Source organism: uncultured Bacteroides sp. (assembly GCF_910586915.1).
GTDB lineage: Bacteria > Bacteroidota > Bacteroidia > Bacteroidales > Bacteroidaceae > Bacteroides.
In genome coordinates this window covers 128,650-141,419 of the sequence record NZ_CAJULN010000003.1, presented here as the reverse complement: position 1 = coordinate 141,419, position 12,770 = coordinate 128,650, and the positions used below count along the sequence as shown (strand labels likewise).

General features: G+C 50.1%; 9 protein-coding genes. 5 read left to right on the top strand and 4 right to left on the bottom strand.

All coding sequences use genetic code 11. The features are described from left to right. The first annotated feature begins 24 nt into the window (after nt 1-24). From QZ331_RS02335 to QZ331_RS02325, 3 genes are read left to right on the top strand one after another with little or no spacing between them, the layout of a single operon-like run. Nucleotides 25-1,521 (top strand): polysaccharide biosynthesis C-terminal domain-containing protein, encoded by a 1,497-nt coding sequence (locus QZ331_RS02335; protein WP_294627703.1) that lies wholly within the window; start codon nt 25-27, stop codon nt 1,519-1,521. Between the two features lie 2 nt (nt 1,522-1,523). Beyond that, entirely contained in the window at nt 1,524-2,879 is a 1,356-nt protein-coding gene (locus QZ331_RS02330) for a TIGR00341 family protein (RefSeq protein WP_294627701.1), read from the top strand. A 19-nt stretch (nt 2,880-2,898) separates the two neighbouring features. Beyond that, nucleotides 2,899-5,040, top strand: a complete 2,142-nt coding sequence (locus QZ331_RS02325; protein ID WP_294627699.1) for a S46 family peptidase — start codon at nt 2,899-2,901, stop codon at nt 5,038-5,040. Between the two features lie 149 nt (nt 5,041-5,189). Here QZ331_RS02325 and QZ331_RS02320 read toward each other — a convergent pair whose 3' ends face one another. From QZ331_RS02320 to QZ331_RS02305, 4 genes are all read right to left on the bottom strand, one after another. Next, the gene (locus QZ331_RS02320; protein ID WP_294627697.1) at nt 5,190-7,046 is read right to left on the bottom strand and encodes a DEAD/DEAH box helicase; all 1,857 of its coding nucleotides are present in this window, start codon (nt 7,044-7,046) and stop codon (nt 5,190-5,192) included. Between the two features lie 74 nt (nt 7,047-7,120). Next, complete coding sequence (locus QZ331_RS02315; protein WP_294627695.1) at nt 7,121-8,182, bottom strand: tyrosine-protein phosphatase; 1,062 nt, start codon at nt 8,180-8,182, stop codon at nt 7,121-7,123. A 12-nt stretch (nt 8,183-8,194) separates the two neighbouring features. Next, nucleotides 8,195-9,115, bottom strand: coding sequence for a carbohydrate kinase (locus QZ331_RS02310; RefSeq protein WP_294627693.1), 921 nt, complete (start codon nt 9,113-9,115; stop codon nt 8,195-8,197). Next, nucleotides 9,103-9,708: an SIS domain-containing protein gene (locus QZ331_RS02305; RefSeq protein WP_294627691.1), complete on the bottom strand. Its 606-nt coding sequence runs from the start codon at nt 9,706-9,708 to the stop codon at nt 9,103-9,105. Before QZ331_RS02305 ends, QZ331_RS02310 begins: the two co-directional genes overlap by 13 nt. 125 nt (nt 9,709-9,833) lie before the next feature. Here QZ331_RS02305 and QZ331_RS02300 point away from each other — a divergent pair, with 125 nt between their 5' ends. Beyond that, nucleotides 9,834-11,054, top strand: a complete 1,221-nt coding sequence (locus QZ331_RS02300) for a pitrilysin family protein (protein ID WP_294627689.1) — start codon at nt 9,834-9,836, stop codon at nt 11,052-11,054. A gap of 402 nt (nt 11,055-11,456) precedes the next feature. Further along, complete coding sequence (locus QZ331_RS02295) at nt 11,457-12,764, top strand: ATP-binding protein (RefSeq protein ID WP_294627687.1); 1,308 nt, start codon at nt 11,457-11,459, stop codon at nt 12,762-12,764. Nucleotides 12,765-12,770: the final 6 nt, after the last annotated feature.

The following is a 12,770-nucleotide window of genomic DNA, read 5'->3' as shown; positions in this document are numbered from 1 at the left end:
ATCGAATATTAAATCACTAACTATATGGCAGGATTGAAATCATTGGCAAAAGATACGGCGATTTACGGGCTGAGCAGCATTGTCGGGCGCTTTCTTAATTATATGTTGGTTCCGTTGTACACGGCTGTTCTGCCGGCGTCTACGGGTGGATATGGGGTCGTATCGAACGTCTATGCGTTCACGGCCCTGATGCTTGTGCTGCTTACGTTCGGTATGGAGACAGGCTTCTTTCGCTTCGCCAACAAATCGGACGAAGACCCGATGAAAGTGTACGCTACCTCCTTGCTTTCGGTAGGCGGGCTGTCGCTGTTTTTTGTTTTTCTCTGCCTGCTGTTCCTACAGCCCATCTCCAATTTGCTGGACTACGGCAACCATCCCGAATTTATAGCGATGATGGCCGTAGTGGTAGCTTTGGATTCTTTCCAATGCATCCCCTTTGCCTATCTGCGCTATAAGAAACGGGCGGTAAAGTTTGCCGCTATCAAGTTGCTTTCCATCATCGGTGGTATCGGGCTGAACCTCTTCTTTCTTCTCCTGTGCCCCTGGCTGAATGTACATTGTCCGGCGGCAGTCTCCTGGTTCTATGACCCCGACTATCTGATAGGCTACATCTTTGTCAGCAATCTGATAGTCTCCGTTGCCCAGATGTTCTTCTTCATCCCCGAGCTGAGAGGTTTTGCCTATAAGTTGGATAAGGCACTCCTGAAACGCATGATTGTCTACTCTTTCCCGGTATTGATTCTCGGGCTGGTGGGCATTCTCAACCAAACGGTGGACAAGATGATTTACCCCTTCCTTTTCGAAGACCGTCACGAAGGACTCGTGCAATTGGGCATTTACGCGGCTACCAGCAAGATTGCGATGGTGATGGCAATGTTTACACAAGCCTTCCGCTATGCTTACGAACCGTTTGTGTTCGGCAAGTCGCGCGAAGGAGACAACCGTAGAATGTATGCGGCTGCCATGAAATATTTCCTTATCTTCTCCCTTCTGGCCTTTTTGGCCGTGATGTTCTATCTCGACTTGCTGCGCTATCTCGTGGCGCGCGGCTATTGGGAAGGGCTGGGCGTAGTGGCCATTGTGATGCTTGCTGAAATCTGCAAAGGCATCTACTTCAACCTCTCTTTCTGGTACAAGCTGACCGACGAGACACGCTGGGGAGCCTATTTCTCCCTGATAGGCTGCGCCATTATCGTAATAATGAATATCCTGTTTGTCCCTGCCTACGGCTATGTCGCTTCTGCTTGGGCTTCCGTAGTCGGCTATGCAACCATCATGTTGCTGTCCTACTGGATGGGCCAGAAGAAATACCCGATTCATTACGACTTGAAAAGCCTCGGAAGCTACGTGTTGCTCGCCACGGCGCTCTATCTGATTGGGCAATACGTTCCCGTAGCCAATCTTCCCCTCCGCCTTGCTTTTCGTACCCTGCTTTTGTTATTGTTTGTAAGCTATATCATCAAACGGGACTTGCCGCTGAGCCAGCTTCCCATTATTAACCGATTTATAAAGAAGAAATAACCATGAAGACAGATGAGCGTAATAAATTTGCCATCAAGTCCTTTCTGTACGAATACCTGGACTTGAAAAAGGATAAAGACAACGAACTTGCCACGGTCGACTCCATCCGTAAAGGAGTCGAATTCAAAGGAGCCAACCTGTGGATTCTTATCTTTGCCATCTTTATGGCTTCGCTCGGACTGAATGTGAACTCTACTGCCGTCATCATCGGAGCCATGCTGATTTCTCCGTTGATGGGGCCTATCATGGGCGTAGGCCTGTCTGTCGGGCTGAACGATTTTGAACTGATGAAACGCTCTTTGAAGAGTTTCCTTATCACCACCGCTTTCAGTGTGACGACGGCCACTGTTTTCTTCCTTCTCGCACCGATTGCCGGTTCGCAATCCGAACTGTTGGCACGCACGTCGCCCACTATCTACGACGTATTCATCGCGCTTTTCGGCGGTTTGGCAGGCGTGGTGGCGCTTTCCACGAGGGAAAAAGGAAACGTGATTCCCGGTGTTGCCATCGCCACTGCATTGATGCCGCCGCTCTGTACGGCAGGATACGGATTGGCGTCGGGCAACCTGATTTATTTCCTGGGAGCTTTCTATCTCTACTTCATCAACTCGGTATTTATCAGCCTGGCCACTTTCATCGGCGTGCGTGTGATGCATTTCCAACGGAAAGAGTTTATGGATAAAACCCGCGAAAAGAAGGTGCGTAAATACATCGTTCTGATTGTGGTCTTGACGATGTGCCCGGCCATCTACCTGACGTTTGGTATCATTAAGGGAACTTTCTACGAAGCGGCTGCCAACCGGTTCATCACCGAACAGTTGGCCTTTGAAGACACACAGGTGCTCGACAAGAAAATCAGCTACGAACACAAGGAAGTGCGTGTCGTGCTCATCGGGTCGGAAGTGCCCGACGCCTCCATTTCCATTGCCCGCAGCAAACTGAAAGAGTACAAACTCGAAGATACGAAACTCACTGTGTTGCAAGGCATGAACAACGAAGCGGTAGATGTCTCTTCCATTCGCGCTATGGTGATGGAAGACTTCTACAAGAACAGCGAGCAACGCCTCCAGGAACAGAAAGTGAAAATATCCCAACTGGAAACGACGCTCGAACGGTATAGAACGTACGATGCGATGAGCCGTACGTTGGTGCCCGAACTGAAGGTGCTCTATCCTTCGGTCACTACGCTTTCCATCGCCCAGTCGCTCGAAGTGCGGGTCGATTCGATGAAAACCGATACCGTGACCCTGGCAGTGATGAAGTTTAAACATCATCCGTCCGCTACCGAGAAAGCAAAGATTGGCGAATGGCTGAAAGCCCGTGTGGGAGCGAAGCAGTTGCGACTGATTACCGAATAATGATTCTAAAAATAATAGCATGAAACACAAACTGACCGTCATTGTACTTCTTTTTATTTGTCTCCCGAAGGCTTTTGCCGATGAGGGAATGTGGTTGTTGGGAAATCTCAACAAGAACAAACAGGCAGAACAGGTAATGAAACAACTCGGCTTGCAGATGCCGTTAAAGAAGATATATAACCCCCAAAGGCCCGCTCTTGCCGATGCAGTGGTGAGTTTCGGCGGCTTTTGTTCGGGCGTGGTTGTTTCCGAAGACGGCCTGGTGTTTACCAACCATCATTGCGGATTCAGCAGCATCCAGCAGCACTCCTCGGTAGAGCACGATTATCTGAAAGATGGTTTCGTGGCACATAGCTTCGAGGAGGAACTACCCAATCCGGAGCTGTACGTCCGCTTCCTCGTTCGCACGGAGAATGTGACCAGGCGGGTATTGTCTGCCGCCCGGGAGGCCAAGACGGAATCCGAACGCCGCATGGCTGTCGATTCAATCATGACTGCAATCGGTATGGAGATTTCGGAAAAGGACTCCACGTTGACCGGAGTAGTCGATGCTTACTATGCGGGAAACGAGTTCTGGCTTTCCGTCTACCGCGATTATACCGATGTCCGCCTCGTATTTGCCCCTCCTTCCTCTGTCGGGAAGTTCGGATGGGATACGGACAACTGGATGTGGCCGCGCCATACCGGCGATTTCAGTGTTTTCCGCATCTATGCCGACAAGAAGAACCGTCCGGCCGATTATGCTCCTGAAAACGTTCCGTATCGTCCCCAATATGTGGCTCCTGTCTCGTTGGAGGGCTATAAGGAAGGCTCGTTCTGCATGACGCTCGGCTATCCGGGAAGCACGGAGCGTTATCTTTCCTCCTATGGCATCGAAGAGATGATGAATGGACTCAACCAGGCTATGATTGATGTGCGTGGGGTGAAACAGGCTGTTTGGAAGCGGGAGATGGACCGTCGTCCGGACATCCGTATCAAATATGCTTCCAAATACGATGAAAGTTCTAATTACTGGAAGAACAGCATTGGTACAAACAAAGCCATCAGGCACCTGAAAGTGTTGGAAAAGAAGCGGGCTGCCGAGGCTACGCTCCGCGAATGGATTCAATCGCACCCCGACGAACGCGAAAACCTGCTCCGGCTGTTCTCTACTTTGGAACTGAGTTATGGTAACCGCCGCGAAGCCAACCGTGCCTTAGCCTATTTCGGCGAAGCGTTTATCAATGGTCCCGAGCTGGTTCAGCTTGCACTTGAGATACTGAATTTTGACTTTGAAGCGGAAGAGAAGCAAATGGTAAGCCGCCTGAAGAAGCTGTTGGAGAAATACAATGACTTGGATACGGCCATTGATAAGGAGGTGTTTGCCGCCATGCTGAAGGAATTCCGGGCGAAAGTGGACGATGTGTATCTTCCTGCCATGTATCAGGAGATAGATACGCTTTACGACGGAAACATACAGGCGTATGTCGATTCGTTGTACGCCACGTCTCAGATTACTTCTCCGAAGGGTTTGAAACGTTTCCTGGAGCGGGATACGACGTATAACTTCTTTGAAGACCCTGCCGTATCCTTAAGTCTCGACCTGATTGTGAAATATTACGAGATGAGCCAGAGTATTTCCGAAGCCTCCGAGCAGATAGAACAGGGAGAACGGCTGTTCAATGCAGCGATGCGCCGTATGTATGCCGACCGCAATTTCTATCCCGACGCCAATTCCACCATGCGTCTGAGTTTTGGCACGGTGGGCGGTTATTCGCCTTTCGACGGGGCTGTCTACGACTATTACACGACCGTGAAAGGTATCTTTGAAAAGGTGAAAGAGCATACGGGGGATATCGACTTTGCCGTTCAACCGGAACTGTTGGACTTGTTCTCTTCCGGCGACTTCGGCAGATATGCCAACGAACAAGGCGATATGAGTGTTTGCTTTATCTCCAACAATGATATTACGGGCGGAAACTCCGGTAGTGCCATGTTCAACAACAAAGGAGAATTGCTCGGCCTGGCTTTTGACGGCAACTGGGAAGCCATGAGCAGCGATATTGTTTTTGAACCCGACTTGCAACGCTGTATCGGAGTGGATGTGAGATATATGCTCTTTATCATGGAGAAGTATGGAAAGGCGGGGAGACTGATTGAGGAACTGAAGATAGCACGCTAATCGGGCAGGGAGGGGTACCACAGAGGACACAGAGTCTCACAGAGTTTTTTCAATAGCGGCGTGGGTCGATATGCAGAATAATCCTGCTTATCGACCCACGTTACTTTTAAAGAAAAACTCTGTGAGACTCTATGTCCTCTGTGGTGAATTTATTTTTTCTTCTTCTTTCTACGAGCCCATCCTTCTTCGCTGAAGTCGGGTTCATTGCCCTTGAAGAACGCCTGCCAGTCATCTTTCTTTTTCGGTCCGCGTGCATCGGTATATCCCCGTTCGGCTCGGCTTGGCTTTTCCTTCTTGCCCGATTTTCCGGATTGTTTGTTGCCTTTGCGTTCGCCCGAACCGTTGTCGCGTCCTTTTGCACCCTCCTCTTCGGAGACTTCCACTACCACTTTGCGGCTGTTCCACTTGTTGCGGTTGAGGGCTTTGATGACATTGCCCGTCTCTTTTTCGGGAACTTCAAAGAAAGAGAAGTTCTGCATGATGTCGATGCGTCCCAATTCGATGCGTCCGCGTGTATTGCTGTTCAGCAAGCCGATAAGGTCGGTAGGGAAGAAGTTGTCTGTCTTACCTAAATTGATAAACAGGCGGTTGAAACCCGGAGCGGCTTTGCGGGCTCTCTTTTCGGAGCCGTTCTCTTTGCGGTTGCCTTTTCCGGAGCGTTCGCCACGACTTTCAACGGTCGGTTGCTCTATTTCCGGCCGGTTGCGGTAGTACTCGGCAAAACGGTTAAACTCGTGCGAAACCACCCGTTTTATCAGGTCCTCTTTGCTCAACCACTCCAGTTTGCGATAGATTTCGGGCATGAAGTCCGCGATTTCTTCTTCGTTTACTTTCACTTTCTCGAGGTCGTCAATAACCTTAATCAACTGCTTTTGGCAGATACCCGTTGCAGTCGGCATCTCTCCGGAAATGAATTTCTTGCCGATGATTCGTTCTATTTCCCGCAGTTTGCCTTTTTCGCGCAGGTTGATGATGGCGATGGAAGTACCCGTTTTTCCGGCACGTCCCGTACGTCCGCTACGGTGTGTATAGCTTTCCGTGTCGTCCGGCAGACCGTAGTTGATGACGTGAGTCAAATCGTCCACATCCAGCCCGCGTGCGGCCACGTCGGTGGCTACCAGCAGTTGCAGGTTGCGGATACGGAATTTCTGCATCACCGCGTCGCGTTGCTGTTGCGACAGTTCGCCGTGCAGCGAGTCGGCGTTGTAGCCCTCCTGCATCAGTTTGTCGGCAATCTCCTGCGTCTCTTTGCGTGTGCGGCAGAAGATGATACCGTATATTTGCGGGTAATAGTCGACGATGCGCTTCAAGGCTTCGTATTTGTCTTTGGCGTGTACCGTGTAGACTACGTGTTTGACGTTGCTTGTACCCTCGTTTTTGCGTCCGATGGTGATTTCTTTGGCATTGTGCAGGTATTTCTTGGAGATGCGTGAAATCTCCGGGCTCATGGTAGCCGAGAAAAGCAACGTGTTGCGCTCCTGCGGCACGTCGGCCAGAATAGCGTTGATGCTGTCCGTAAAGCCCATGTTAAGCATCTCGTCCGCTTCGTCCATCACGACGTTGCGGATGGTGGAGAGGGAGACGGTCTTGCGTTCCATCAGGTCGAGCAGGCGTCCGGGAGTGGCGACGATGATGTGCACGCCCCGTTTCAGGCTGCGTATCTGGCTGTCGATGGAAGAGCCGCCATACACGGGCAGCACTTTCAGTCCGTCAATGTATTTGGAATAGTCGTTCAAATCTCCCGCTATCTGGAGGCAAAGCTCGCGGGTAGGGCAGAGGATAAGCGATTGTGGAATTCTGTTCTTTACGTCAATCTGTTGGAGCAGGGGCAGGCCGAATGCGGCTGTTTTACCCGTTCCCGTCTGTGCAAGAGCTACTACATCATTATTTTCTCCTAAAAGGTACGGAATCACTTCCTCTTGTACCGGCATGGGATTCTCGTATCCCATTTCTTCAATTGCTCTACGTATCTCAGGAGAAACGCCAAGCTCTTCAAATGTCTTCATTAAATCTCTGTATATCTTTTATTTCGGATGCAAAGATAGAGAATAATTACGAATAACGGGTTACGATTGGCAATTTATTCTAACAGGATGCTGCGCAACTGCTCTATTTCTTCGGCCGAGAGTCCGATTCCTTCCTTCAGGTAGGCTTGTACGTTTCCGTACTCAGACTCAATCTGTTGCCTTGCCGCATTGAGAAAATCCTCTTTGGCGGAGTAGATGGTGGTGATGGCTTCTTGCGAGTTTGCCGGTAGCTCGTAAGCATATTTGGAGGCTTTGGGAATGTTGAAATAGTCGTTGCTCAGCCGGTAGTCGGACATGATGATGTCTTCATTGACGCCTAACGCCGTGAGTAGCAGGGCGGAAACGATTCCGGTGCGTCCTTTGCCCGATGTGCAGTGAATCACAGCCGGATAAGCGTCGCGGTTGAGCAGGACGGTGAACAATGCTTTGAACTCTTTTCGGTAGTTTGCCACCACTTCGCGGTTCATCTGTTCCACCAGGCGGTAAATGGTATCGCTCTTTATCTTCTCTTCCCGTATTCCTTGCAGGGTTTTGTCCATGTTGCCCGTAGGGATGGGAATGTGCACGATGTTGAACGCGTCATCGCGTAGCTGCGGGTAGTTGTGGCGTTCTTCTTCGGAGCGGAGGTCTATGATGGTGCGTATGCCTATGTTCTTCAGTTCTTGGCGCGAGCAGGGGGGGATGCTGTCTATCTGCCCTGAGCGGTAAATCATTCCCCAGCCGACGGATTTATCCGTGTCGGCAGACCTGTATCCGCCTAAGTCGCGGAAATTCTGAATACCAGGAATGTTGACGTTGCGCGTGGCTACTTTAATCCGGTATCTGTTGTCGAACACCATCCGATAATAATAACGCCGCGACGGGTCGTTGGTGACGATGGTCATCTTGCCGGCGGATATTTCGCTCATCGCTACGGGAGAGTCCTCGGGAATCACCTCGGGCGAAGTGGATGCATATACCTTTACCTGTCCTTTCATAAGAGGAGCCGTCTCCCATTTAATCACGCTGTTGCCTATGTTGTTTTCTTCGCACACCACCGATATGGTAGGCGGGGTGCTCGAACAGGAGGGGAGCACCAACAAGGCGGTGAGCCAGTTTAACAGGTTCTTGTACATAGCTTTCTTTTCTTATTTGTATCTCTCGGCAAACTCCGCCGAAACCGAATTGCTGAAACTGCGGCACACCTCGGCGGCGAAGTCTTTTCCGCACCGGATGATTTTGTCCCATACCTCTTCGTTGAGGCTGTCCAGGTCGCGGTAGCGGACGTCGTACTTCAACAGGCCGTATATCAGTCCTGCGTTGAAGTTGTCGCCGGCTCCGACGGTGCTGACGGCTTCCACCGGTTCCACCGGATAGTCTTTGCTGACCTGTTTGGTGCGTAGCGATACTTTCTCGCCCCCTGCGGTGCAGATGAACCGGGGACAGTAGAACTTGATTTTGTCTTTGTATATCTTGTCCGCGTCCTGCACGCCGTACATATAGAGGAAATCTTCCGCCGAACCGCGCACGATGTCGGCATACTCCAGATTTTCGATGATGGTAGGCGCCAGTTTTATCGCTTCGTTCTTGTGCGAAGAACGGAAGTTGGGGTCGTAGTAGACGATGGCCCTCTTCTGGCGTGCCTGGTCGAGCAGTTCGAGAATCTTCTCGCGCAGTACCGGATTCAGGGCGTAGTAGGAGCCTATCATCACGATGTCGTCCTCTTCCAGACGGGGGAACACGACGTCGAGGCGTTGTTTGGGATAATCCTTGTAGAAGATGTATTCGGCGTCGCTTTGTTCGTTGAGGAATGCCAGCGAGACGGGCGATTTCCCGTCAGGGAATACATTCACGTGGTCGGTCGGTATGTTGTTCTCCCGCATGAATTGCAGGATGATGTCTCCTACGCGGTCGTTGCCGGTTTCGCTGATGAAACCGACGTTTACGCCCATCCGTCCCAAAGAGACAATGCCGTTGAACACCGAACCGCCGGGCACGGCTGCCGATGGCTGTTCACCCCGAAAGATGATGTCGAGGATGGTTTCTCCGATTCCGATTACTTTTCGCATAATGACCTTGATTTTTCGCCCAGATAACCGCCGTGATGGCGTTTTGAATACTCTTCGATGGTGAATTGCGTTTCCTTCATGGTTTGCACCACTAAGATATCGCCGATGACGGTCATGGCGGTGGTTGAGGTGGTCGGTGTCATGCCCAAGACGCATACTTCGGCCGGTTTGCCCGTGGCAAGGCACACGTCTGCCTCCTGTGCCAGCGGGCTGTCGGGGTTGCCTGTGATAACGATAAACTTCAAGTCCGGGTCGAGGTTGTGTGCAAGGCGTGTCAGTTCCACGATTTCGCGCGTTTTGCCCGAGTTGGAGATGAGCAGTAGCAAATCATTTTTCTGCAAGATGCCCAGGTCGCCGTGTTGCGCTTCGCTGGGATGCAGGAAGACAGACGGGATGCCGGTGGAGCAGAAGGTGGTAGCGATGTTCATGGCTATCTGTCCGGCTTTTCCCATGCCGGAAGTTACCAGTTTGCCCTTTTTCCGATGTATTTGTTCCACAATCAGTTTTACGGCTTTCTCGTAAGCGTCTGTTACCGGGATGTTGAGTACGGCCTCTGCTTCCTGTTGCAAGAGTTGTTTGATGGAGTCTATCATATAATCAGTTTGTTTTTTCTTTGCTCTTTCGTATGTTATAGTCCACAAATATCTGCAATTTTCTATAAACGGCAATAAGTTTTGTTGTATTTTTGTTGCCGAATTCAATAAGGAAGTAGAAAACAATGCAATCTAACGAATATACACTCCCCAATGGTTTGCGTATTATCCATCAACCGGTTCTCTCCAAAGTAGCTTATTGCGGTTTTGCCGTCGACGCCGGAACGCGCGACGAGGCGGAGCACGAGCAGGGGATGGCCCATTTTGTGGAGCACCTCATTTTCAAAGGGACGCAGAAGCGGCGAGCCTGGCACATCCTCAATCGTATGGAGAATGTGGGCGGCGACCTCAATGCTTACACCAACAAGGAGGAGACGGTGGTCTATTCCGCTTTCCTGACCGAACACCTGGAGCGGGCTCTCGAATTGTTGGGCGACATTGTATTTCACTCTACCTTTCCGCAGCACGAGATTGAGAAAGAGACGGAGGTCATCATCGACGAAATCCAGTCGTACGAAGACACCCCCTCGGAGCTTATATTCGACGATTTCGAGGACATGATATTCCGCAACCATCCGTTGGGAAGGAATATCCTGGGCAAGCCGGAGTTGTTGCGGAGTTTCCGCACCGAAGATGTCCTTTCGTTTACCCGCCGCTTCTATCGGCCGGGGAATATGGTGTTCTTCGTCCAGGGGCAATACGACTTCAGGAAAATCGTCCGCCTGGCTGGGAAATACCTGTCAGATGTTCCTGCGGCGGCAGTCAATAACCGCCGTGCCGCCCCGCCCCTTTACCTCCCCGAACATCTCACGGTGGCCAAAGATACGCATCAGGCACACGTCATGATTGGCAGCCGTGGCTATAACGCCTATGACGACAAGCGTACGGCGCTCTACCTGCTGAACAACATCCTCGGCGGCCCCGGCATGAACAGCCGGCTCAATGTGGCGCTTCGCGAGCGCAGCGGGCTGGTCTACAATGTCGAATCCAACCTGACTTCTTACACCGACACGGGAGCCTTCTGCATCTATTTCGGTACGGATGTCGACGACCTCGACACTTGCCTGCGGCTCACCTATAAAGAATTGAAGCGGATGCGCGACACCAAGATGACCTCCTCCCAGCTTGCCGCCGCCAAGAAGCAGCTTATCGGGCAGATAGGAGTGGCCTCGGACAATTTCGAGAACAATGCGCTGGGAATGGCAAAGAGCTACCTGCACTATCACAAGTACGAATCGTCCGAACTGGTATTCAAGCGCATAGAGGCGCTGACGGCAGAACAACTGCTCGAAGTGGCCAATGAGATGTTTGCCGAAGCGTATCTCTCTACGCTCATATACAAGTAACGCCCCTTTCCGCATCGGAATCCCTCCCGTACGTATTTCTTTTCTCTCGGCTGCCTGTCGGGAGACGATTCGTCAGTACTGTTTATTTCGTTCCACTACGGTGGTCTTTGCGGAACACTATAGTGGAACGCAAGGACAACTATACTGTTCCGTTCGTTCCACTATAGTGTTCCGCAAAAAGAGTAGAAGGAAAACCGGCTTCCGGCAGGCTGTGGAGAAAGTCCTGGCGGGAGCCGTGCCCGATAAGATTCCTTAAGCAGCGGTATGCTTTTCTTTGAAACTTTACTAAATCATGCTCAGAAAACAGTCCTTTTGCTTGGAATTGAGCAGGATAATTGCGTTATTTGCAGTAACGCAACCGCGGTTACAGTAACCGCTGTTGCATTAATTGATATAAAACTTATGAAATTTTACGATAGAAAACGGGAGATAGCACTGTTGCAGGAGATTGAAGAACTCTCTGCTGAGTATGCACAGATGACCATGATGGTAGGCCGGCGCCGTATCGGAAAGACCACGCTTCTGAAAAATGCGTTTGATAAAACCCCCGTGCTGTATTTCTTTGTCGGGCGGAAAAACGAAGTGTTGCTTTGCGAAGAGTTTGTTGATGAGGTTGAAATGAAACTGCATGAGACTTTGGGGCGGTTTGCCAGTTTTTCCCAATTATTCAAAGCCGTCATGCAACTTTCCAAACGGTTGAACTTCACGCTCATTATCGACGAATTTCAAGAATTCAAAAACCTGAATCCGTCCGTATTCAGCGATATGCAGAACATTTGGGACTCCACGAAAGAAGAGAGCAAAATCAACCTGGTGCTTTGCGGCTCCATTTATTCCATGATGAAACAGATATTTGAGAATGCCAAAGAACCGCTTTACGGACGGGTCACCTCCCGCATTCATTTGAAACCTTTTGATATGTCTACTTTGAAGGAGATATTGCATGACTATCATCCTCGATATGTATCGGAAGATTTGCTGACCTTTTATATGGTAACGGGTGGAGTGGCGAAGTACATAGAACAACTGGTTGTGCGTAAGGCCTTTACGAAGGACAAGATATTAAAGACGGTTTTCTCCGAAGGTTCCTATTTTCTGGAAGAAGGAAGAGACGTATTAATTGAAGAATTCGGGCGTGATTATACTAATTATTTTTCTGTTCTGTCATTGATAGCTTCGTCCAAAACTTCCAGGGGAGATATCGAAAGTACATTGAATATGCCCGTAGGCGGCTATCTCGATAAACTGGAACATGAGTATAACCTGATTAGGCGCGTTCGTCCTTTTATGTCGAAGGAGGGAAGCCGGAATAACAAATACAGGATAGAAGACAATTTTCTTCAGTTCTGGTTCAGGTTTGTCTATAAATATCGGAGTGCCGTAGAAATAGGCAATTTGGATTACGTACGTGAAATTGTGGAGCGGGATTATGAAACATTCAGTGGAAACGTATTGGAAAAATATTTCCGCGTCTCTTTGGCTGAATCGAAGGAGTACTCCGATGTACAGGGATATTGGGATAGAAAAGGTGAGAATGAGATTGATATTGTAGCAGTGAATGATTTTGAGAAACGGATGCTGATAGGTGAGGTGAAAAGGAATGAAGCACGCATCAATCTGCACGTTCTGGAGAACAAAGCGGCAACGATAGCCCAACAGCACCCCGGTTACCGGATTGAATATCGCGGGTTTTCATTAAAGGATATGTGATTTCTG

Excerpts from the sequence above, each read along its gene's own strand:
- QZ331_RS02335 (WP_294627703.1), top strand. The coding sequence starts at position 25 with ATGGCAGGATTGAAATCATTGGCAAAAGATACGGCGATTTACGGGCTG.
- QZ331_RS02330 (WP_294627701.1), top strand. The coding sequence starts at position 1,524 with ATGAAGACAGATGAGCGTAATAAATTTGCCATCAAGTCCTTTCTGTAC.
- QZ331_RS02325 (WP_294627699.1), top strand. The coding sequence starts at position 2,899 with ATGAAACACAAACTGACCGTCATTGTACTTCTTTTTATTTGTCTCCCG.
- QZ331_RS02320 (WP_294627697.1), bottom strand. The coding sequence starts at position 7,046 with ATGAAGACATTTGAAGAGCTTGGCGTTTCTCCTGAGATACGTAGAGCA.
- QZ331_RS02315 (WP_294627695.1), bottom strand. The coding sequence starts at position 8,182 with ATGTACAAGAACCTGTTAAACTGGCTCACCGCCTTGTTGGTGCTCCCC.
- QZ331_RS02310 (WP_294627693.1), bottom strand. The coding sequence starts at position 9,115 with ATGCGAAAAGTAATCGGAATCGGAGAAACCATCCTCGACATCATCTTT.
- QZ331_RS02305 (WP_294627691.1), bottom strand. The coding sequence starts at position 9,708 with ATGATAGACTCCATCAAACAACTCTTGCAACAGGAAGCAGAGGCCGTA.
- QZ331_RS02300 (WP_294627689.1), top strand. The coding sequence starts at position 9,834 with ATGCAATCTAACGAATATACACTCCCCAATGGTTTGCGTATTATCCAT.
- QZ331_RS02295 (WP_294627687.1), top strand. The coding sequence starts at position 11,457 with ATGAAATTTTACGATAGAAAACGGGAGATAGCACTGTTGCAGGAGATT.